Origin of the sequence: Pseudomonas sp. GM21 (assembly GCF_000282215.1) — a bacterium.
In the GTDB taxonomy this organism is placed as follows: Bacteria; Pseudomonadota; Gammaproteobacteria; order Pseudomonadales; family Pseudomonadaceae; genus Aquipseudomonas.
In genome coordinates this window covers 137,471-158,543 of the sequence record NZ_AKJS01000070.1, presented here as the reverse complement: position 1 = coordinate 158,543, position 21,073 = coordinate 137,471, and the positions used below count along the sequence as shown (strand labels likewise).

Genomic DNA, 21,073 nt, shown 5'->3' with positions numbered 1-21,073 from the left:
TTCGCGATGAATTGGACCCGCAGTACAAACGTGCTTTCAACGAAGCGGGGGAAAGTACCTTTTCCGGTGAATGCCAGTGGCTGTTCCGCACTTCGGGCAAGCCGCGCATCCTCAGAAAAATCCTCGATTGCAAAAAAACCGATGCGCAGGGCGAACCGGGGCGGGGTCGTCCGTTTTCGGCGTACACCCTCGATCAGTTGCCGGGGAAAACCGTGAGGATGCGCATTAAGTTGGCGGATGAGGAAAAGCCTGGTTGGGGAGACACGTGGGTCAAAGTGCCAAATGGCTGGAAGCGTTGCATGGGCAAAGGCTTTGAGGATCAGCGTGCTTACTGCAACGGCAATTACACCGACTTCAGCGGTTTTCAAATGCCTGACGGCAGGCAATGCACCATTTACCCAGGCTGCACGGAATAAGGAGATTTCGACATGACGTCATTGCAAAAAGAGCTGGAATCACGGTTAAGCAGTCGCGTACTCGCCTGCCCCGTTCAAGGTAAGTGGAGCAGTTTTCAGTTGGTCGACGAGTTCGGTTCTGGCGAACCCTATGCCGGGTTGGCCTACGTCGTAACCGATTCGGAAGGGAAGACTTACGATGGCACTTTGGATATCACGGGCACAGGAAAAGTTACTGAGCACTTTGCAGGACCAGTAACACTCCTCATTGATCAGAAGTACCAAGGGGATGAAGAGCTGTATAAGGATTTACAAACAAGGCCGCACTATCCCCTCAAAATCACTGAGCTCCAAGTCCGCGCCGAGCAAACCCGCTATCTGAACCAAAACTCCACTCGCACCAAAGAAAACCCTGCACAAGCCTGCGCGGATGAGTTTTTTCAGGTGGAAGTGCGCCATCTGGTCAAGCATGTCTCGCACCTGCCTCCTGAGGTTTATCGCCATTACCCACACGGTACGGGGCGGGCGAAACTCATGGGTAAACATGGCGCACTTGGCATTGCCCTGTTGCCGTTGCAACACACCGTGCTGGAAGTGCGCCCGCTGCGGGCCTTGCGCCCCATGCTCTCGACCGACCCTGAATTTTGTGCGCTCAACCTTTACCAACTCGCGCTGATGGCCACTTTGAGCTATTGCCCCTTTGGTCAGCAGCCCGATGAACAACCCGTCAGGACCAGGAGCGTTAGCTTCCCCCTGCAACCCAGCGTCGGCAACTGGTTCGGGGATGCACTGGCAAAATTTGATGAACTTGGGCAAGTCGATGCGACGCAGACAAGAGCTTATTACCCACTGTACGAGGATGTACCGTACTCCAAGCGACTGGAGATCGTGCCGTTCGACCCCGATCTCTATACGGCAAACGACCCGGAACTGGGTGAAGATCAGGAACACCCTGCCAAGATTCATTTCCTCGACGACAGGAAGCTGGGCGCAGATTCGACTGATACTCAGGCCTTCATTACCCACTACGACGAACTGATCCTGATCGCAGTACGTGGCACCTATGAAATCGTCGCGGATGGCCTGCGCGACGCCGATGCATTCCAAGTGCCATTTGAAGACACCGACAGCAAAGTGCACCGAGGTTTTTACCAGGCAGCGCAGAAAGCCTACGACTTCGCTGTGAAATACCTCGATAAATTTTATGCCGGACAAAAACTACTGATCTGCGGCCACAGCCTCGGTGGCGCAGTGGCTTTGTTACTCTCCGAAATGCTGCGTCGCAGGCCGGAAGGCTACAAAATCCAGCTCTACACCTACGGCGCCCCCCGCGCCGGTGATGCCAATTTCGCCAAAGGTGCCGCAGACTTGGTGCATTACCGAATGGTCAACCACAACGACCCGGTGCCGAGCGTGCCCGGCACCTGGATGAACACCAAGGCTGGCGTTTTCGGGGCGGGGGCCGCGCTGACCTTCGTCAATGTGCCGGCTGGCCTTTCCGTATTTGTAGCCGGCATCACTAACTGGACAGGCGAACCCTACGAACACCACGGCACCTTGCGTCACGCGATGCCGGTGCAGTTCAGCCGCAAGGAAATGTCCATGATCCTGTGGGAGCCCGGCTGCGACACCATTACCCAGCATGCCGCCTGCTCGGTGGCCATCCAGCAAAAAAACGGCCTCCCGAATCGACCTTCGCTGCTGACTCAACTGTTTAATGCCGGTAACCACTCGATGGTCGGCAGCTACATTCCCGTCTGTTGGGCCTCATTCAAGCGCTCACAGGAAGCACTAACGTCAAAACGCGCCCTGGTCACCGACATGGAGTGTGAATGGATAGAGCAGGCACTCCAACGTATTACCACCCAGTTGCGTTCCAGGCGAGATCATTTATCGAACCAAACCATGAAGCATCAACAAACTCACGAAGCGGAAATCAACGCCTTCGCTCTTGAGGTCGACAAAATACACGTGACGCTCAATCGACTGAAAACCTTGCGGCACGAGCGCGTCAGTGAAAAAAAAGTCTACGGATCGCTTTCGACTCAGCCCGAGCGGCTGGCAGAAAACCTGCAACGCTGGCTTGCCCATGCAGAAAACCAGGTCGAAGAGCAGTGGGCCATGGCGCCGAAGAGCGCAAACGAAGACGCGTTATTGGCGTCGATCTACGGGCATGTGGTAGGGGCACCGCATACGTTCGACATCGATTCGATTGTTTGAACAGACACAACAGAACTTTGCCCGAGAAGCCCCGGTAACACGGGGCGGACGGCGCCTCCCGTGTGGCGATGGAGCAAGCGCCCTCGCCACAAAAAAACGCCCTGCACAATCAGCTGACAGTACCGCCCTTCGCTTCACTCATGATCTGCCGGATCGCCCCGACAAACGTTTCCACTGGCTGCCCGCCACTCACTGCGTACTGCCCGTTGAACACCACCGTCGGCACCGAACTCACGCCACGGGTCAGCCACAGCTGCTCTTCCTCAACCACCTCTTTGGCGTATTCATCCGACGCCAGAATCGCCTCGGCGCGCTGCCGATTGAGCCCGACGCTTTCAGCAATCTGCGCCAACTGCCCGTGATCGGACGGGTTGCCGCCGTCGGTGAAATACGCCTTGAACAGCGCTTCCTTCAGATTGAACTGCAACCCTTCCAGCCCCGCCCAGTACAACAAACGATGGGCGTCAAAAGTGTTGTAGATGCGGCTGTTGCCGTCGGTGCGAAACGCAAACCCGACAGCGGCGCCACGGGCGCGGATCATCTCGCGGTTCTTCTGTGACTGTTCCGGGGTCGAGCCGTATTTTTCAGTGACGTGCTCAGTGATGTTCTGCCCTTCGGGGCCCATCTTCGGGTTCAGTTCGAACGGCTGAAAACGGATCTCGGCCTGGACTTCATCACGCAGAATTTCCAGCGCCCGGGTCAGGCCGTATAGGCCGACAACGCACCAGGGGCAGGACACGTCGCTGACGAAATCGATTTTCAAAGGGGTACTCATCACACACCTCGCAGGCTGGGATCGCGCCGGAAAGATCGAACGATACACCTGAAGGGACCGAGGTGGCAGCCGTTGCATGATCCCCTGTAGGAGCGAGCCTGCTCGCGAAGGCGCCGTGTCAGTTAATACTGCATTGGCTGATACACCGCCTTCGCGAGCAGGCTCGCTCCCACAGGGGAACTGCGGTGTTTTTGGGAATGTGTTTAGTTCTGTTTAAGGTTACTTCCTGAAAGCTACAGTGCCTTGCGCCGTCGCCTACAACCACGTCAGAATCCGCCGGCTTGTGCGCCTGGAGGGCCGTCGGTAACTTGGTTCCTGTCACTGATTCCCAGTGATCGGGTTTAGTAGCCCGGCTAATTTCGTCTTCGGTTGCACAAGTGTCATCCAGCCAGGTTTTCACCTGCACTTGATGGTAGCTGTGCGCATGGCGCCCTCGGGCGCGCCGGGTTTTTGGCGATCTTACCGGTCTACTAACTTGCGCACAGCTGCCACCCCTCCGTTTAGTAGCGAGACAGGTAGCGGCTCTACTATTAGGAAGACGCCAAATGTTCAAGATTACGCCGAACCCACCGGAAACCGACGACGTTTCCCCCTACGAAACCCCAGAGTCCAAAAAGCTCAACGGAGCCGCCGACCGCGCCCTCGATTACTACCTCAAACCGGTCATCCCCAAAGACACCCCACGCAAACCCAGCACCATCTTTTTCGTCGCCCCCGACACCGATAACGAAACCCTGCTGGTCAATGCCTGTGAGACGTTGGCGTCAGCGAGTGTGATGTTGAATGATTTCGCGGGGCAACTGAACGGCACACAACGCCACACCCTGCTGGGCATTCAACACTCGGTGATGCTCGGTGAGCTGGCGGTGAACCGGATGCTGGATAACGTCGTCCCGACATAAATCCTTGTGGGAGCGAGCCTGCTCGCGATAGCGGTCTGTCTGCAACATCAATGCTGACGGGTACGACGCCATCGCGAGCAGGCTCGCTCCCACAGTTTTAATTGGGGGTTACTGGAGATTCGGATACGTTACTGGATCGATCTGCGCCCAATGCGAGGTGTCTTCGCGATGGGCCTGCAAATACGGCAACACCGCCGCCAGTAACGGTTCCTTGAATGCCTCCTGGAACCGATGCGCCAACCCCGGGATCAGCTTCAACTGACTGCCACGAATATGCGCCGCCAAATGCACGCCATGCATCACCGGCAACAGCGGATCGGCCGTGCCGTGCACCACCAGCGTCGGCACGCGTAACTGGTTGAGCAGGTCCACGCGACTGCGCTCGGCGAGGATGGCCATAATCTGGCGCTTCACACCCTCGGGGTTGAACGCCCGGTCGTAGGACTGCGCCGCTTGCTGCAGCAGTTCATGCCGGTCATCCGTCACCGACGGACTGCCCAGCGCCGCGAGCAAATCCGCCTGTTGTTCCAGCGCCACTTCGCGGTTCGGTGCGCCACGACGGGACAACAATTGCACCAGCGCCGCGCTCGGCGCCGGCAAGCCTTCGGCGCCGGAACTGGTCATGAGCAATGTCAGACTTTCCACACGCTGCGGCGCCATGGCCGCCATGTGCTGGGCAATCATCCCCCCCATGCTCGCACCCAATACGTGGAACTGCTCGACGTGCAACGCGTCCATCAGGCCAAAGGCATCGTCCGCCATGTCGGTCAGGGTATACGGCGCCGACACCGGCAAGCCGAGTTTGTAGCGCAAGGCTTCAAAGGTCAGGTTGGCTTCGCCCGGGGTCTGGCGCCATGTGGACAGACCCACATCACGGTTGTCGTAACGAATCACCCGAAAGCCTTGCTGACACAGCGCCACCACCACCTCGTCCGGCCAGTGAATCAATTGCCCGCCCAGGCCCATCACCAGCAACAACGCAGGGTCCGACGCACGGCCAATGCTCTGGTACGCCAGGCTCACCTGCGCCAGATCAGCGTGTTGGGTCGGTACGTTGACATCACAACGAGACGCCGCAAAGGACGGCAGGCCAAACAACAACGCGGCCAAAAAGGCCGCTGTTGATAAAAATCGTGCACGCATGAAAAACACCGAAACGCAGAACCCCAGTAGAGCGCGAGTCTGATGAAGTTTGATCAAGCGCGCTGCCACAGTTGCGTGACAGTTTGATGAATATCGCCCAATGGTCGATGCGATAACTATGTAGTGCCACGGGCCATGGCAGGTTTCTTTTAATGGCGTTCTTCAAGAGCGGATACGCCGCTCCTCTGCACAGAGCCACGTTGCCATGAATGAAAGTGTGTTCAGCACCCTGCCGGTTTCCACGCTGCTCCTGAAAAACAACCTTGATGAAAGCTTGTTGCTGAGCGCTTCAGCGCGTTGGCGCGAGTGCAGCCAGGGTTTGCAGGCGTTGTTCGGCGCCGCACCGTTGAGAGGTCAACGCCCGGAACCGACGCTCAACGAACGCTGGAACGCCTATTGGGACGCCCGGGCACCCGGTACGCCGGTGTCGCGGCGTGAGCGGGCGGGTCAGTTGTACCGCAGTCATTTCGAGGCCTGCGCTCAGGTGGCATTCGCTCGCAGAACCCTGACGGCAGAACAGTTGCAGCCCCTGCTGATAATCCTGGAGCCACCCGCCTCGAGCCTGTGTCTGAACGATCAGCCCATCCACACCGAGCAGTTGACCCTGGTGTTGAGCGACAGCGGCACCCTGAAACTCCCCGCCGCCTGGGTCATCAGCGTGGGTGATCGGCAACCCTCCGCGCAGTGGCTGTACCTGCCTGGCCGGCCTGTTCCCATTCAGCGCTTCAATCGGCGCAGTGACATGGAAGACTGGTTGTCCGGGCAATCGCTCGTTCCGCAAGGCCTGCCCGACGATGACGTGCGCTTTGAATACACCGCGAAAACCGAGCCGCTCACGGTCGGGATCACAGAGTTGCTTTTACGCCCGCAATACGCGAACGCCATCGTTTTCGCCGTGCCTCCAGACCTTGAAATCCCCCTGCCGAACAACTCGATAGAAGATGAACAGCCTCTGTTCGACAGCTTGTTCGCCGACATTCCATGGCCCCAGCGTCAGGCCTCACTGAACCGACAGCGCGATGCGCTCGAAGCGCTGTTGGGCGATGAACTCGACAGCGACCGCCACCCGTCATTCAAAGAGGCATTGAAGACGCTGGAGACGGCTGAGCAAGCCGCCGACACGGCGGCCTCCGCCCTGCTCTACCGGTCGCGCGCCTTCGACTTTGCAACCATCAACCGTGAGTTCAGTGCGCTCTATCAGGCGCACAAGGATGGCCTGCGCGCCGAGGCCCAGCTTCAGTTGGCGCTCAAGCAGCTCGACAGTGATGAGTTCAGCTGGGTCATCGCTGTGCTGGACTCGCCGCTGGCAACTGATCGCGACGCGACCATCACCGCCGCCAGCCTGACGCTGTCGATGACCGGGCCTAACAGCAGCATTACCAGCCAGGCGCTCAACGGCCCCTTCGTCATTACCCGAGATACGCCATCGCCGCACAGCCTTTTGCTGTACTGGCCTGGTTCAGGCGGTGGCTTGCAACGGTTTGCCAACCGCACAGACATGGAGCGACAGCTGTTCAAGATTCAGGACCAGGACAGGGTTCTGGCGGTGCTGCTGAAAAAAATCGTAACCGACCCGCTGCAATACAGCCTCGATCAACAAACCACCCACTTCGAAGAACAAGCAGCGCACCTGCGCCATTCGCTTCAGCGCGAGGACGAACTGGAAAAGCTGCGCAAACACACACTGGCGACCCTGCAGGTCCCCGTGCCGGCCGCCAGAAGCCTGGCCTTTGCACACCTGCTGGAACAAAGCCGTAGCGCCAAGCTTTTCTCGCTGCTGCCCCAGTGGCTGGCCACCTTGTCGGCGTCCGAGCGTGTCGAACTCAAGGGTTTGGTGGAGGCTTACCTGCTTGCCATGCGCCGCAGCCACGCCCAGCTGGAAATCGCCCTGCCGCCACGTGACGATTTCACTCGCAAGCAGCTGCATGCGCGTCTGCGAAAAGACTTCTCGCTCCACGGGCATTTTGCTGTGCAGCTTGATCTGCCCGATTCTGTCTCGCTGCAAAAACAACTGTCCGATGGCGCCGCCCCGGGCACCCCGCAGAAACTCGTCGCGGTGCCCAGTGCGGCCCGTAGCAAAATGTCACTCGAAGCACTCGCCCAGCTCAACATCGACAACACGCCGTCGATGCAGCTGGAGCCTCTTTCACTGCGACTGGGCTTTATGCGGCTTGAGATCACGGCAGCGGACGAAACCGAACGCCGGGCGTTGGCCAGCGGCATCACCCTGCCCTGGCTGCGCAAGGTGCTGCCTGAACTGGATCTGCCCCAAGCCTACGAAAACCTGATTCGCGACGCCTTCATGGGCTCGGCCAGCGAAACCACGTTCATCAAGGAACACCGGCGTGAATGCCTGATCGAGCCCTGGCGCCTGATGCTCCAGTTGCAGGGGACCTGCGCGCGCCTGCAAAAGCAGATCAATCAAAACGAATGGCAGGTGTTGAGCATCGCCATTGCGGCCGATACCCCGCAAGCCTGGAACGTTGCGGACAAGCGCATCGTGCTCCTGCCGGCGTACCTGAGCGCCGGGGGCAAGGACACCCCCAACGAAGGAGGCACAACTTTGTCCGGGGTGACCTTCGTTCAAGAACAAGTCAGCGGGATGACCCTGCTGTATCTGCCTGACAGCCCTGACGGCCAATTCCTGCGCCGCTACGACAACCTCGAGACTGCTCGCCGCGCGTTGTTCAATCTATGCCTGCGCAGCGAGATGGTCAGTTATCTGGCCGCACGCGCCTTGATCGGTGACGTGCGAGCCCATGCAAGCCGCATCAACCAGGCCGTGCTCAAGCATTTCGACGCGATGATCGGGGTCGGCCTGCCTTGGCCGAAAACAACGTCGTTGTCGGCCCATCTACTCAATGCGCACATGGGGCGCCTGATCGAAGCGCATCGCGGCACTTCGCGTTCCAACGATGCCTTGTACCTGGAACGCTACGCGCTCAACGGGCCGAGGGCGTTCAATTACATAAAAATGGCTTTGGGCATGGTGCCCTTTGTCGGCGCGGGCATCGCCCTCTACGATGCCTGGAACAGCGCAAACCGCGCCGTCGCGTCCTTGTTGCGCGGTGAGGTAGGCGATGGTCTGACGGAAATTGAATCGGTGTTGATGTCATTGGTCGATGCCGCCATGGACCTTCTTCCGGGGGGGTCCGTCGGGGCCAGGACCGCCAAGGGCGCTCGCTCGCTGACGCGTATTCGTCAGCTACGCGCCTTGGGTCAAAAAGCCGGGGCACTGCAAGCGCCGTCGAAGCGCCGGGCCCGGCATGTTGTCCAGCGGTTCGCCGGGTACGAGTACGAAAAACCGATCTCCCTGACCGGTCTGGAGCCGGCAACCCATGGGATTTACCGCAATGTCTACCGGCATGCCGACGGTGACTTTATCGTCCGCCAGGGGCGTATCTACCAGGTTGAGCGCAGCAGCGACTCACGCAACTGGCGTCTTTGCGGCACTCGACAAAAAACCTACAAGCAACCGGTGGGCCTCGATGAGGCCGGTAACTGGGACACTTGGTTCGGTGTCTACGGGGTGACCTTCGAGGGCGGCGGGCTGGGGGGCGGTGGCGTACTCGGGCACTTGGCGGACGGCCTCGATCCCCTCTGGCCGGCCGCCATTCGCGAACGCCTGCCGCGCTGGTGGACCGACCAGACCTTGCGCCGCCAACAAGCGCTAAGCGAAACCGCCAATGCCACGGCCACGCTCTTCGACGCCCAGATGACGCGTACCACCGCCCTGATGAAAACGTACAACGCCAGCCCCGAAAACCTTCGCCCAGCGCTGGCACAGGCATTCGAAGCCGCGTGCATCAAGGACATGGAACTGGGCAGCAAGCAATACCAGACCTTGGCTGAGCTACGCCCCTTGACGCGTGGCAAGAACATGCGCGAGATCAAGGAAATACAAAGCAATGTCGCCTTTTTACTGGCCGATCGGGCCAGACAACGGGTGGCCCTGACCGGTCAACGGGCACTGACCCTGACGGACAGGATAGACGATCTGCTGGACCAGTTGGACGCACTGCCGGCCGAGGCACTGGCCGAGCGTCTGCGTATTCTGGAGAACATCAGGAAGCTGCGCCTGGAGATAATGCGCGACTTCGACGCCATCGATGCCCACATGCGCGACCTCAACCTGTGGTACCCGCGCATTACCGACAAACCGACAAAAACAAACTTGAGCCGCGCCTTCGCGGACTTGAACGCGAAGCTCAATGAGGCCAGTCAGCTGTACTTGAAAACCGGTCAACTGCTGGAAATCGTCAAACGCTACGACAGCACCAGCGATGTTTCCTGGTTCTACCTGCAAACACGCGCACACACATTGCGAACCAAAGTCGATCGCGCCCTGTTCACCCAACACAGCCTGCCGGAAGTGAGCGCCACCCGAGCCCAGCGCAATCAGATATTGCAAGAGTGCCTCGATCTTTACGGGGAGTTTCGCCGCAATATGAATGCCTGGACCGCCAGCTATCCCCAGCACTTCCATCTGGACGCTGTGGGACCACTGCTGCTGGGTATCGAGAAAATGGCCGAACGGGCACGCAAAGCTATCGATCAGCCGGTGTCAGCGCTTCCTGCCGGAAAGCGCAGCAAAAAAGTGTTCACCACCGAAGACGATCAATTGCTGATCGGGGAAGAGCGCTGGGAACCGACGACCCAAAAGCGCCAATACACCCTGACAGGCCAGGGCGGATTCGAGGAGGTTTGGGAGCAAGGGACAAACGGCAAGTTTCGCCTGCTGAATCCTCAGGAACAGGGGGTTCACCCCGCGCACAGAGACCTCGGAGCGTTAACGGCCGATGCCCGTAGCCGACTCGCTGCTCAAGCGGCGTACAAGACCCGCGTCGAGGCCTATGCCCAGCAGGACATGCTGCCCGTTGACCTGGAACACATGATGCTCAGCGAGGCCGCCGAACTCGGCCGGCGCGCCCTGACGATCGAAGATCTTCAACCCACTAACGCGCTCATCCAGCAACTGCGTGACAAGTCTACAGAACTGACCGACATCGGACGGACGCTGCGTATCGAGTACTCGATGAAAAGTCGAAACCCCACCGATGGCATGCTGGATTACCTCATGAAGCAAAATTCCGCGCAGAAGAAAATCGTTGATATCCACAAGCAAAAACCGATGGAAAATCTGGGTAAACGTGCGGACGGACGCACCGACTACCTGCAGGAATACGAGGTGCGAGACCTGACGCAAACACCGCCCAAGGTGATGTGGTATGCCCATTTTCACTACAGCAAGGCAGCCCCTGCATTCGGTGAATTTGAAAAGGCTCATCTGAAACTGCCGGAGCACCGGTTTCTGACTCACGCCGATAACGCCGACCTGCCTTACGCCGACATCGGCAAGAAATCAGCAGCCCTTCAACATTTCGACCCGCTTTAAAACGCAAAACGGGAGCGGTGTTACCGCTCCCGTTTTGGGCTCCTTATGCCAACTGACTGCGCAGTTGCCGTGCCGCCGCGACCATGTTGACCAGCGCCGCTTCCGTCTCAGGCCACGCCCGGGTTTTCAATCCGCAATCCGGATTCACCCACAAGCGCTCGGCCGGAATCCGTTTCACGGCTTTGCTCATCAACTTGACCATCTCGCCCGTGTCCGGCACCCGTGGCGAGTGGATGTCGTAGACGCCTGGGCCAATGTCGTTCGGGTAGTCGAAAGCTTCGAAGGCTTCCAGCAACTCCATGTCCGAACGCGAGGTTTCGAGGGTGATCACGTCGGCATCCATCGCCGCGATGGACTTAATCACGTCATTGAATTCGCTGTAGCACATGTGGGTGTGGATCTGGGTTTCGTCACGTACACCGGAGGCGCTCAAACGGAAGGCTTCCACCGCCCAGTCCAGGTATTCCTGCCATTGCGCCCGGCGCAACGGCAAGCCTTCGCGGAACGCGGCTTCGTCGATCTGCACGATCTTGATGCCGGCGTTTTCCAGGTCCACCACTTCGTCACGCAGGGCCAGCGCCAACTGCTGCGCCTGGATTTTGCGCGACACGTCTTCACGGGGGAACGACCACATCAGCATGGTCACGGGACCGGTCAGCATGCCTTTCATGACCTTGTCAGTCAGGCCCTGTGCATAAGTGATCCAGTCGACCGTCATCGCCTTCGGACGGCTGAGGTCGCCGTAGATAATCGCCGGTTTCACGCAGCGCGAACCGTAGCTCTGCACCCAGCCGAAACGGGTGAACAGGTAGCCGTCCAACTGTTCGGCGAAGTATTCGACCATGTCATTGCGTTCGGCTTCTCCGTGCACCAACACGTCCAGTCCAAGGCGTTCCTGTATTTTCACGGCGTGGCGGATTTCGCTGTGCATGGCATCGGTGTAATCGTTGGCCGACAGCTTGCCTTGCTTGAATGCCTGACGCGCCAGACGGATCGAACCGGTCTGCGGGAATGAGCCGATGGTAGTGGTCGGGAATGCCGGCAGTTTCAGGCATGCACGTTGCTGTTCGATGCGCTGGGCAAACGGCGACTGGCGTTGGCTGTCTGCTGCGCCGATGGCGTTGATGCGTGCCTGAACTTGCGCTTTATGGATGCGCGGCGATTCGGCACGACTGACCTGGATCGCTCGGCTCTCGGCCAGGGCGGCTTGCACTTTGGGCGATTGCGGATCGTTGAGGGCGTCGCGCAATACGGCGATCTCGCCACACTTCTGCACGGCAAAGGCCAGCCAGCTTTTCAGTTCAGGGTCGAGTTTGTCTTCGCGCTCCAGGTCCACCGGGCTGTGCAAGAGCGAGCAGGAGCTGCTGACCCAAAGGTTGTCGCCGAAACGTTCCTGGGCCGGTTGCAGTTGCGCCAACACTTGCTCCAGTTCACAGCGCCAAACGTTGCGACCATTGACGAGACCGACCGAGAGAATCTTGTAGGTTGGCAGGCGATCCAGCACCTGGCCGAGTTGATCCGGCGCGCGTACGGCGTCGATGTGCAGGCCTTGCACCGGCAAGCCAACGGCCAGGCCGAGGTTGTCTTCCAGACCACTGAAGTAGGTCGCCACCAGTTTTTTCAGCGGTGAGTATTGAAGGATGTGATAGGCCCGTTCGAACGCATTTTTCCAGGCTTGCGGCAGGTCGAGGGTCAGGATCGGCTCGTCGATCTGCACCCATTCCACGCCTTGAGCGGCAAGGCGCATGAGAATTTCGTTGTACACCGGCAGCAGGCGTTCCAGCAGGTCGAGTTTGTCGAAGTCGTTGCCTTTAGCCTTGCCCAGCCACAGATAAGTCAGCGGGCCGATGATCACCGGCTTGACGTTATGACCGAGAGCCCTGGCTTCGTCGACTTCATCGAACAGTTGTTCCCAGCTCAGTTTGAATGTTTGGTCAGCGCTGAATTCCGGGACCAGGTAGTGGTAGTTGGTGTCGAACCACTTGGTCAGTTCCTGGGCGTATTGCGCTGGGCCGTGTTCGCCGCCACAGCAGGTCGCTACGGCGCCTCGGGCCATGGCGAACAGGGTGTCGAGGGTCGGCCGGCCGTTGGCGTCCTTTGCGCTGTCGAAACGCTCGGGGACCACGCCGAAGGTCAGGGAATGGGTCAGCACCTGGTCGTACCAGGCGAAATCGCCGACCGGCAGCAGGTCGATTCCGGCGTCTTTCTGCAACTGCCAATGGGTGGCGCGCAATTGGCGGCCAACGCTGTACAGCGCGTCCTGATCGAGATCGCCCTTCCAGTAGGCTTCGAGGGCTGTTTTCAGTTCGCGGTCCGCGCCTATGCGTGGGAAACCAAGTGTATGGGCCAGCGCCATGGTGAGTTCTCTCTGTAAAAGATTGCTGTAAACATGGCGCTATTGTCGACAGCTAACCCATCATGAGACAAACTCAACCTTTTCGTGTTGATCACAAGTTTTCCTCATGGAGCCCTCCGGTGCTTGAAATCCGTCACCTCAAGACCCTGCACGCCTTGCGCGAAGCCGACAGCCTGGTCGATGCCGCCGACCGTCTGCACCTGACGCAATCGGCCCTGTCCCACCAGTTCAAGGAACTGGAGGAACGCATGGGCATGCCGTTGTTCGTGCGCAAGACCAAGCCAGTGCGCTTCACCAGCGCCGGTTTGCGCCTGCTGCAACTGGCCGACGCGACCCTGCCACTGCTGCGCGGTGCCGAGCGTGACATCGCGCGTTTGGCCGGCGGCACGGCCGGGCGCTTGCACATGGCGATCGAGTGCCACAGTTGCTTCCAGTGGCTGATGCCGACCATCGACCAGTTCCGCGATGCCTGGCCGGAAGTCGAACTCGACCTGGCCTCGGGTTTTTCCTTTGCGCCGCTGCCGGCGCTGGCCCGTGGCGATCTGGACTTGGTAGTGACCTCTGATCCGCTGGACATCGCCGGCATTACCTATGTGCCACTGTTCACCTATGAAGCCATGCTGGCGGTGGCCAACCAGCACCGGTTGGCGAGCAAGGCGTACATCGTGCCGGAAGATCTGCTCACGGAAACCTTGATCACGTACCCGGTGGAACGTGATCGGCTGGACATTTTCACCCGTTTCCTCGAACCCGCCGATATCGAACCGGCGCAGGTCCGCACCTCGGAACTGACGGTGATGATGATGCAACTGGTGGCCAGCGGACGCGGCGTGTGCGGCATGCCGCATTGGGCGCTGCATGAGTACAGCTCGCGCGGTTACGTGAAGGCCAAGCGACTGGGTGAGAAAGGCTTGTTTGCGACGCTGTACGCGGGGATCCGGGCGGACATGCTGGATGCGCCGTATATGCGTGATTTTTTGCTGACGGCGAAGGACACGTCGTTCTCGACGCTGGATGGCGTGAGCGCAGTCCGCTAGGAACACATATCCCCTGTAGGAGCGGCGGTGCGGCGATCCTACAGGGGATATCGGTGAGCCTTAGACTTCACGCCACATATGGATTTTGTCGAAGTAGTCCTCGCCCACGCGCACCGCCATGGGTTCGAGGCCGAACTGGATGAAGCCGCAACGGCTGTACAAATTGAACGCGGCGTCGTTGCCGGCGGTGACGGTCAGCTTGATCAACCTCAAGCCCTGATGGTTGCGCGCCTCGGCCAACGCCGCCTGCACCAGTTGATGCCCCACCCCGCGCTGGCGGACCTTACCTGAAACGTACATGCCAAACAGCGTCGCCTTGTGCCGGGCTTTTTCTCGCGGTTCAAATGCCAACCCGACAATGCCCGCCAGCCTGCCTTCTTCAAATGCCCCAAACACCGCATCCAGCTTGCTGGTCAGGCGCTTTTCCCACCAATTCAGCGGCATCGCGGCGCGCTCGCGCACACTCGAAGTGAATGCCTGGGGATGCAAGTCGTAGGCTTCGAGCATCAAATCCCGGTAAGCCAGGGCATGACTGGCATCGAGCCGTTCAATCCACATGTTCACGCCGTCCTGCGTTGCTCAAGCATCAGCCGCACCGCCAGCGCCGCCAACACACCTCCCATGACATAACGCTGTGCCGCCAGCCAGGTCGGGTTGTTGACGAACCAGGACGCGATGCCCGCCGCGAACAGCGCGATCAGCAGGTTGACGCAGAAGCTGACGCTGATCTGCGTCAGGCCAAGGATGAAGCTTTGGCTGAATACCGAGCCATGTTCAGGGTTGATGAACTGCGGAAACACCGACAGGTAAAAAACCGCGATCTTCGGGTTCAACGCGCTGGTGAGAAAGCCCATGGTGATCAGTCTGCGCGACGAATCCGGCGGCAATTGCTGCGCTTCAAACGGTGAACGCGCACCGGGTTTGACCGCCTGCCAGGCCAGCCACAGCAAGTACAACGCCCCCGCCCATTTCAACACTTCATAGGCCATCGGCACCGCCAGGAACACCGCAGTCAACCCGGCAGCGGCGGCGAACAAATGCACGAAGAACCCCGCGACAACGCCCAGCAATGACGTCACGCCGGCCTTGCGCCCCTGGCAGATGGAACGGGAGATCAGATAGATCATGTTCGGCCCCGGCGTCAGCACCATCAGCAACGCGGCGGCAGCAAAAATCAGCAGGTCTTGAAGTGGGATCATGAGCAATCCTTCGTCCGGTAATGATCAGGCAGGTTCGGTCAGCGATGCTCGATAAAACGGCAGGATCAGGTCCCGTGTCAATGGCGCCAGCGTGACATCGCCATCGGTGGCCGGGTCAATCCAGATCACTTCTTCGATCTCGGCTGCCGGGGTGACGTCGATGTCGATAGTCAGCAAAAACAGTTCGGCGTGTACGACAAATCCCGGCTCGTTGGCGGCCGGTGCCGAGAATTGCCCAAGGTAACGGGCGTGCGCTGGATCGATGACCAGACCCAGTTCCTCTTCCAGCTCTCGGGCCAGCGCGTGTACCGGTTGTTCACGGGCTTCGATCTTGCCGCCCGGCTGCATGAAGGCCTGGGTGCCGCGCTTGCGCACTAGCAATGTGCGGCCGTCGGGGCCTATCAACAGGGCGGCGGCGATGCGGATGAGGCGCGGTGTGTCAGCGGATGGAAGTGTCATGGATCAGAGAGGGCCTTGGGTAAAAACTACAAGGATCACATGCTCGCCATGGCCTCGTCACCAGACCGACATTACAAGGCTGACATCCGGATCGCGTGAACAACAGGAGCTATCCACTTACCGGCTCGGAAATTTCCCACGTCCGAGTTTGATAGCGTGGTCGTCCCGTTTATCAACGGTCACTCGCCCATCTCGCAGCCAATGGAGCCCCCGGTATGTCCGACATCTCAACGCTAAAAGAAAAAATCAATACAAAGACGTTTCACCTGTTTTTATTGGGGTTGGCTACGGGTGGTCTTTATCTGAATATCTGGCTGTACAAAACCTTTAATGCACTTGAAGAGGTCACTCGAATCAAAACGATGAGTACGACGTTCCTTGTCTGGTACCTGATTATCATCGGCGTTGTCGGAAATCTCAGTACGGTGAACCATCCATACACCCTCATCGCCAGCGGCATCTTGCTCCTGTTGCTGATGTTGCTATCTCTCCTCTGGTGCTTCCGAGCTCGAAGAGTGCTACGAGCCTATGCCTTGGCTGAACACAATTTCGAACTGCGGATGAGCCTGGTCTATACGGGGCTTTTCGGCTTCTACTATGTCAACTACTGCATCAACGCCCTTCCCCGGGCCAAGCAAAAACATGAAGACAAAAAACGACTGATGTCCCATTCCGTTCAAGTTTGAATCGAAAAAGAGCAAGTGCCGTGAACGTTGCCCGCCCCTTTGCAAACGAGCCAGGAGCCAGCGGCAAGATCGTCAGCGCCTTCGACATCGCCAGTGTCCTGGCCATAGGCGCCGACTGGGCCAAACCGGGGGAGTTGCTCACTGGAGAAGTGAACGGCGAGTTCTACTCACGGATGTGGCAGATGGCACGGGCGGATAGTTTTGAGCCGAATGAGGAGGCTGCGTAAACCAAATCGATAACAGCCGCGCGTCGCTATGCGGCTCTTATCGATCAGATCGATATTCAGAAATGACTGAATCCCCCAAGAGCGGAGTGCCGAGCTGGTGTGCGGCCAGCAAAGGCACAAAAATCAGGGTGTTTTTTGCCCATTGATGGATACGAAACGCCTTGTACCAATCCCTGAGATTCGTCGCGCCGGCGCGAACCACTTGTTCGACGTTTACCAGGCTTTTAGTGGCGTGTTCGACGCCCGGCAACGGGTTGACGACATAGGCGCGTTCGGCCGCGCGCCAGATCGACAGATCTTCAAAAGCATTGCCAGCGTAATCAAAGCCTCTCTCACCGTACAACGTCACCAGCAAATCGCGCTTGTGTGTACCTGACAGATTGCATTCAAGGCTTGTGGCCAAGACGTCATCAAACACCTTCAGATGCTCGGCAACACGCAACGCCAAGGAATGATGACTGGCGGTGGCCAATACAATTTTCCGCCCTTCCTTGCGCTGCGCCTCGATCATGGCCAGCACATCGGGGTCGTAGGGCAGCAGGGTGACGTCGATAACTGTTGCCTTCGCCAATTGCTCTTTCAAAAAAGCTTTGCCACGACATAGCCAACCCAAAGGCTGTATCCAGCGCCACGGCTGGCGACGGACAAAAGCCATGGCGCATTCGAACAGAAGATCGGACCTTAGAAGCGTTCCATCCAGATCGACAACAAACGGTCGAGACGGCGCCTTGAGTTGTTTCAGTGGGCGCGTTGCGCGCTGAAAAACCTTCATGGCTGATGATCGCCGAGCAGAAAAAATCTCGAAAAGAGCCACCCGCAAATCAGGCTCAGGAGCGAGAATGACGCGACGGTCACCAACCCGTGAATGTTCCAGACATCAGCGAAATGGCCGACAACGAAACTCATCACCCCCATGAAACAGAGATACACCAGGTAACGAAGCACCGAATATTTGGCGTCGAATGTGTACAGCGCATGCACATACAAAGAGAACGCCGCAGCCACACAAAACGCCGAAACGTTACTGGCGGCCTGAGTCCATTCGGCGGCGGTGCGCAGTACATAAAACAGTTGCCAATGAATCAGTGTATTGGCCACGCCAACCACCGCGTAAGTGGAAAACTCTTTCCATAAGGCTTTCATGTCCGTTCCTTGGCCAGCCGCTCTTTCAGGTGTCAACCTAAAGTCAGCGCAAGGCACGCGTCTACTGTCAGAGCTGACAGGTAGCGCACCATTCCAGACCAACGGTCATTTTGACTTGCTCGTTTACGATTCCGACGCAGTAAGAAATCGTAAAGCTGCCGGGCTTTCAGGCAAGCGGTTGACCTTCGGCGATGCGTAGAAATATCCCGCAACCTCCCCCTTTTGCAATTGCTGGTGAATCCCTGCAACCTGCGCCGCCGCGTGCGCCGCGCAATCTTTTGTGACGCCGCCCGCTCCTCCTACAAACACCGTTCAAGAGCCCGCTGCCATGACGACTGAACGCGACCACCGAATCGATTTTTTCCGTGGTCTGGCACTGATCTTCATTTTCTGGGATCACGTGCCCCAAAACCCCCTGGGTCAAATCACCCTGCGCAATTTCGGCTTCAGCGATGCAGCAGAGGTCTTTGTATTTCTGGCGGGCTACGCGGCGGTCCTGGTCTATGGCAAGGCCTTAGCGCGCGATGGTTATCTGAGAACCTGCGTAAAAATCCTGCGCCGCGTCTGGGTGCTGTATGTGGTGCATATTTTCCTGCTGGCGATGCTGATGGGCATCGTGTTCTTTGCCAACAGCCATGTGGAAACCCGCGATCTGGTCGAAGAAATGGGCATGCATCACTTCATCACCAACCCGCAGCAAGCGTTGACGGATGAATTATTGTTGCGCTTCAAACCGAACCTGATGGATCCGTTGCCGCTGTATATCGTGCTGCTGGCCGGGTTGCCGCTGGTGCTGCCAATGCTGGTGCGCAAGACCTGGGCGGTAGTAGCGGTGTCATTGAGCGTTTACTTGCTGGCGCCGTCGTTTGGCTGGAACCTGGCCGCGATCAAAGACGGCGTGTGGTACTTCAACCCCATCACCTGGCAACTGCTGTTTGTACTCGGCGGCGCCGCTGCAATTCACTGGCAAAGGCCACGGGTGACAGAGGCTCGTCCACTGCTGCGCCAGCCGTTGTTTGTCTGTGCGGCGATTTACGTGGTGGCGGCCGGGGTGATTACCGTCTCCTGGCGCTGGCCAGGCATTCATGACGCGCTGATGCCGACCCTGCTGAACAACCTGCTCTACCCGATAAGCAAAACCGACCTGTCGCCGGTGCGATTGCTGCACTTTCTGGCCCTGGCGTACGTTACGGCGAAACTGTTGCCGAACACCGACTGGACGCAAAACTGGATGGCCCGGCAATGCTCGCGCATGGGTCGTTTTTCGCTGGAAGTGTTCTGCCTCGGTGTGTTGCTGGCGCCGTTGGCGGACATGGTCAACGCCTTGACCGACGATGCGTTTGCCATGCAACTCTTCACCGCACTGGTGGGGGCCGGGTTGATGGGGTTGTTGGCGGTCTGGCTGGAGTTCAATAAACGCTTGAATCGCTCACCGCACATCGCTGTCGCCTGAAACCAAAAAGCCCCGGTCATCTCGACCGGGGCTTTTTGCATTTCAAACCCTGCACCTTACGTAGTCGAACGCACCGCACCGTGCGACACAGTGTTCGGTTGCAGCTTGAACACATAAAACAACACTGTCAGCAGCACCAGGAATGCCGGTCCCACGTACAACGCCACGCGAGTGTCCGGAAAGTACGCCATCAGGCCAACCACCAACACCAGGAACGCCAGCGCCAGGTACGAACTGACCGGGTACAGCCACATCTTGTATTTGAGGCCGGCACGCTCGCTGGCGCTCAAGCCCTGGCGGAATTTGAGCTGGGCCAGCAGGATCATCACCCAGGTCCAGATTGCGCCGAAGGTGGCAATCGCGGTGACCCAGACGAAAACCTTCTCCGGCACCAGATAGTTGAGCAACACGCCCAGCAGCAGCGCCCCCATCGACAGCAGCAAAGCACGACGCGGTACGCCGTTGCTCGACGTCTTGGCGAAACCGGCTGGGGCCTGACCATTCTGCGCCAGGCTGTAGAGCATGCGCCCGGTACTGAAGATGCCGCCGTTGCAGGACGACAGCGCGGCCGTGATCACCACGAAGTTGATGATACCGGCAGCAGTCTTGATGCCCAGACGCTCAAAGGTCATCACAAACGGACTGCCCTGGGTGCCGATTTCGTTCCATGGGTAGATCGACAGGATCACGAACAGCGCGCCGACGTAGAACAGCAGAATCCGCCAGAACACCGAGCCGATGGCATCCGGGATGGTCTTCTGCGGGTTCTTGGCTTCGCCGGCAGTCAGGCCGATCATCTCGACACCGAGGTAGGCGAACATGACCATTTGCAGGGACATCAACACGCCTTGCACGCCGTTGGGCATGAAGCCGCCGTGGGTCCATAGATTGGAAATCCCCAATGCTACACCGTCGTTACCGAAGCCGAACGCGATTACGCCGATACCACCAATGACCATCGCTACGATGGTGATGATCTTGATCAGGGCGAACCAGAATTCGAATTCACCGAAGGCTTTCACGTTGATCAGGTTGATGGTGCCCATGCTGATCAACGCCGACAGCGCCCAGATCCAACGCGGTACGTCGGGGAACCAGACGCCCATGTACACCGCCACCGCCGTGATTTCCGCGACGCAAGTCACCAGCCACAAGAACCAATAGTTCCAGCCGGTCAGAAAGCCCGCCAAGGGGCCGAGGTAGTCTTGAGCGTAACGGCTGAAAGAGCCGGCGACCGGGTTGTGCACGGCCATCTCGCCGAGGGCACGCATGATCACCAGGATCGCCAGACCGCCGATGATGTACGACAGCATGATGGCTGGGCCGGCCATTTCGATGGCCTTGGCCGATCCGAGAAACAGACCGACGCCGATACAGGCGCCGAGTGCCATCAAGCGAATATGCCGTTCGCCGAGTTCGCGTTTCAGCGGGCCGCCTTGAGCGGTCTCGCCGTGGGGCAGGTGATTGCCGACTGGCATAGGGGACATCCTCGTCTTGTTATTGGATATGACCACCGAGTGTCGAAGCGCTGACCGATAAGCCATTGCTTGCCTGATACCGGTCCACTTCGTGAGCAGGACCGTCCTGTAGGACAAAACCTCCAGGATCAGCGGGTCGTGCAGTATAAAAAGCATTGAGCAGGCGTTTTCACTCTATAAATAACAAATTGCAGCCACAACTCTG

15 protein-coding genes and 2 pseudogenes are annotated in these 21,073 nt (G+C 58.6%); 8 read left to right on the top strand and 9 right to left on the bottom strand.

What is annotated here, in order from left to right; all coding sequences use genetic code 11:
* Both PMI22_RS18675 and PMI22_RS18680 read left to right on the top strand, forming a co-directional pair.
* Positions 1–416 (top strand): annotated as a pseudogene (locus PMI22_RS18675) (hypothetical protein); the annotation flags it as partial.
* Positions 417–428: 12 nt separating this feature from the next.
* Complete coding sequence (locus PMI22_RS18680; protein WP_007944929.1) at positions 429–2,615, top strand: lipase family protein; 2,187 nt, start codon at positions 429–431, stop codon at positions 2,613–2,615.
* Positions 2,616–2,724: 109 nt separating this feature from the next.
* Here the strand turns inward: PMI22_RS18680 and PMI22_RS18685 are convergent, their stop codons facing one another.
* Positions 2,725–3,390 (bottom strand): DsbA family oxidoreductase, encoded by a 666-nt coding sequence (locus tag PMI22_RS18685; RefSeq protein ID WP_007944928.1) that lies wholly within the window; start codon positions 3,388–3,390, stop codon positions 2,725–2,727.
* Positions 3,391–3,935: 545 nt separating this feature from the next.
* Here PMI22_RS18685 and PMI22_RS18690 point away from each other — a divergent pair.
* Entirely contained in the window at positions 3,936–4,292 is a 357-nt protein-coding gene (locus PMI22_RS18690) for a DUF6124 family protein (RefSeq protein WP_007944926.1), read from the top strand.
* A gap of 108 nt (positions 4,293–4,400) precedes the next feature.
* On the opposite strand, the gene PMI22_RS18695 is transcribed toward PMI22_RS18690, so the two are convergent.
* Positions 4,401–5,435 (bottom strand): alpha/beta fold hydrolase, encoded by a 1,035-nt coding sequence (locus PMI22_RS18695; RefSeq protein ID WP_007944925.1) that lies wholly within the window; start codon positions 5,433–5,435, stop codon positions 4,401–4,403.
* Between the two features lie 205 nt (positions 5,436–5,640).
* On the opposite strand from PMI22_RS18695, the gene PMI22_RS18700 reads away from it, so the two are divergent.
* The gene (locus tag PMI22_RS18700) at positions 5,641–10,830 is read left to right on the top strand and encodes a dermonecrotic toxin domain-containing protein (RefSeq protein WP_007944924.1); all 5,190 of its coding nucleotides are present in this window, start codon (positions 5,641–5,643) and stop codon (positions 10,828–10,830) included.
* Positions 10,831–10,873: 43 nt separating this feature from the next.
* Here the strand turns inward: PMI22_RS18700 and metE are convergent, their stop codons facing one another.
* Positions 10,874–13,186 carry a 5-methyltetrahydropteroyltriglutamate--homocysteine S-methyltransferase gene (gene metE / locus PMI22_RS18705; protein ID WP_007944923.1) on the bottom strand — a complete coding sequence of 771 codons (2,313 nt, stop codon included), beginning with the start codon at positions 13,184–13,186 and terminating at the stop codon, positions 10,874–10,876.
* Positions 13,187–13,305: 119 nt separating this feature from the next.
* Here metE and metR point away from each other — a divergent pair, with 119 nt between their 5' ends.
* Entirely contained in the window at positions 13,306–14,223 is a 918-nt protein-coding gene (gene metR, locus PMI22_RS18710; protein WP_007944922.1) for a transcriptional regulator MetR, read from the top strand.
* A gap of 60 nt (positions 14,224–14,283) precedes the next feature.
* Here metR and PMI22_RS18715 read toward each other — a convergent pair whose 3' ends face one another.
* The 3 genes from PMI22_RS18715 to PMI22_RS18725 are packed head-to-tail and all read right to left on the bottom strand — an operon-like array spanning position 14,284 to position 15,881.
* Positions 14,284–14,781: a GNAT family N-acetyltransferase gene (locus tag PMI22_RS18715; protein ID WP_007944921.1), complete on the bottom strand. Its 498-nt coding sequence runs from the start codon at positions 14,779–14,781 to the stop codon at positions 14,284–14,286.
* Positions 14,782–14,783: 2 nt separating this feature from the next.
* Positions 14,784–15,422, bottom strand: coding sequence for a LysE family translocator (locus PMI22_RS18720; RefSeq protein ID WP_007944920.1), 639 nt, complete (start codon positions 15,420–15,422; stop codon positions 14,784–14,786).
* Positions 15,423–15,446: 24 nt separating this feature from the next.
* The gene (locus tag PMI22_RS18725; protein WP_007944919.1) at positions 15,447–15,881 is read right to left on the bottom strand and encodes an NUDIX hydrolase; all 435 of its coding nucleotides are present in this window, start codon (positions 15,879–15,881) and stop codon (positions 15,447–15,449) included.
* 215 nt (positions 15,882–16,096) lie between these two features.
* Between PMI22_RS18725 and PMI22_RS18730 the strand changes: the two genes are divergently transcribed.
* Together PMI22_RS18730 and PMI22_RS18735 are read left to right on the top strand one after the other, a co-directional pair.
* Positions 16,097–16,567 carry a hypothetical protein gene (locus PMI22_RS18730; RefSeq protein ID WP_007944918.1) on the top strand — a complete coding sequence of 157 codons (471 nt, stop codon included), beginning with the start codon at positions 16,097–16,099 and terminating at the stop codon, positions 16,565–16,567.
* A gap of 53 nt (positions 16,568–16,620) precedes the next feature.
* Positions 16,621–16,794: pseudogene (locus PMI22_RS18735) on the top strand (hypothetical protein); the annotation flags it as partial.
* Positions 16,795–16,831: 37 nt separating this feature from the next.
* Here PMI22_RS18735 and PMI22_RS18740 read toward each other — a convergent pair.
* Positions 16,832–17,566: a haloacid dehalogenase-like hydrolase gene (locus PMI22_RS18740; RefSeq protein WP_007944915.1), complete on the bottom strand. Its 735-nt coding sequence runs from the start codon at positions 17,564–17,566 to the stop codon at positions 16,832–16,834.
* Positions 17,563–17,937 carry a GtrA family protein gene (locus PMI22_RS18745; RefSeq protein WP_007944914.1) on the bottom strand — a complete coding sequence of 125 codons (375 nt, stop codon included), beginning with the start codon at positions 17,935–17,937 and terminating at the stop codon, positions 17,563–17,565. Before PMI22_RS18745 ends, PMI22_RS18740 begins: the two co-directional genes overlap by 4 nt.
* 328 nt (positions 17,938–18,265) lie before the next feature.
* On the opposite strand from PMI22_RS18745, the gene PMI22_RS18750 reads away from it, so the two are divergent.
* On the top strand, positions 18,266–19,390 hold the full coding sequence (locus PMI22_RS18750; protein WP_007944912.1) for an OpgC family protein: 1,125 nt from the start codon (positions 18,266–18,268) through the stop codon (positions 19,388–19,390).
* 56 nt (positions 19,391–19,446) lie between these two features.
* On the opposite strand, the gene PMI22_RS18755 is transcribed toward PMI22_RS18750, so the two are convergent.
* Positions 19,447–20,868: an amino acid permease gene (locus PMI22_RS18755; protein WP_007944911.1), complete on the bottom strand. Its 1,422-nt coding sequence runs from the start codon at positions 20,866–20,868 to the stop codon at positions 19,447–19,449.
* Between the last annotated feature and the right edge of the window lie 205 nt (positions 20,869–21,073).

Bases quoted from the DNA above. Each gene is read 5' to 3' on its own strand.
- PMI22_RS18690 (WP_007944926.1), top strand. From the start codon at position 3,936: ATGTTCAAGATTACGCCGAACCCACCGGAAACCGACGACGTTTCCCCC.
- PMI22_RS18695 (WP_007944925.1), bottom strand. From the start codon at position 5,435: ATGCGTGCACGATTTTTATCAACAGCGGCCTTTTTGGCCGCGTTGTTG.
- PMI22_RS18725 (WP_007944919.1), bottom strand. From the start codon at position 15,881: ATGACACTTCCATCCGCTGACACACCGCGCCTCATCCGCATCGCCGCC.
- metE (WP_007944923.1), bottom strand. From the start codon at position 13,186: ATGGCGCTGGCCCATACACTTGGTTTCCCACGCATAGGCGCGGACCGC.
- PMI22_RS18750 (WP_007944912.1), top strand. From the start codon at position 18,266: ATGACGACTGAACGCGACCACCGAATCGATTTTTTCCGTGGTCTGGCA.
- PMI22_RS18680 (WP_007944929.1), top strand. From the start codon at position 429: ATGACGTCATTGCAAAAAGAGCTGGAATCACGGTTAAGCAGTCGCGTA.
- PMI22_RS18700 (WP_007944924.1), top strand. From the start codon at position 5,641: ATGAATGAAAGTGTGTTCAGCACCCTGCCGGTTTCCACGCTGCTCCTG.
- PMI22_RS18720 (WP_007944920.1), bottom strand. From the start codon at position 15,422: ATGATCCCACTTCAAGACCTGCTGATTTTTGCTGCCGCCGCGTTGCTG.
- PMI22_RS18685 (WP_007944928.1), bottom strand. From the start codon at position 3,390: ATGAGTACCCCTTTGAAAATCGATTTCGTCAGCGACGTGTCCTGCCCC.
- PMI22_RS18755 (WP_007944911.1), bottom strand. From the start codon at position 20,868: ATGCCAGTCGGCAATCACCTGCCCCACGGCGAGACCGCTCAAGGCGGC.
- PMI22_RS18745 (WP_007944914.1), bottom strand. From the start codon at position 17,937: ATGAAAGCCTTATGGAAAGAGTTTTCCACTTACGCGGTGGTTGGCGTG.
- PMI22_RS18730 (WP_007944918.1), top strand. From the start codon at position 16,097: ATGTCCGACATCTCAACGCTAAAAGAAAAAATCAATACAAAGACGTTT.
- PMI22_RS18740 (WP_007944915.1), bottom strand. From the start codon at position 17,566: ATGAAGGTTTTTCAGCGCGCAACGCGCCCACTGAAACAACTCAAGGCG.
- PMI22_RS18715 (WP_007944921.1), bottom strand. From the start codon at position 14,781: ATGTGGATTGAACGGCTCGATGCCAGTCATGCCCTGGCTTACCGGGAT.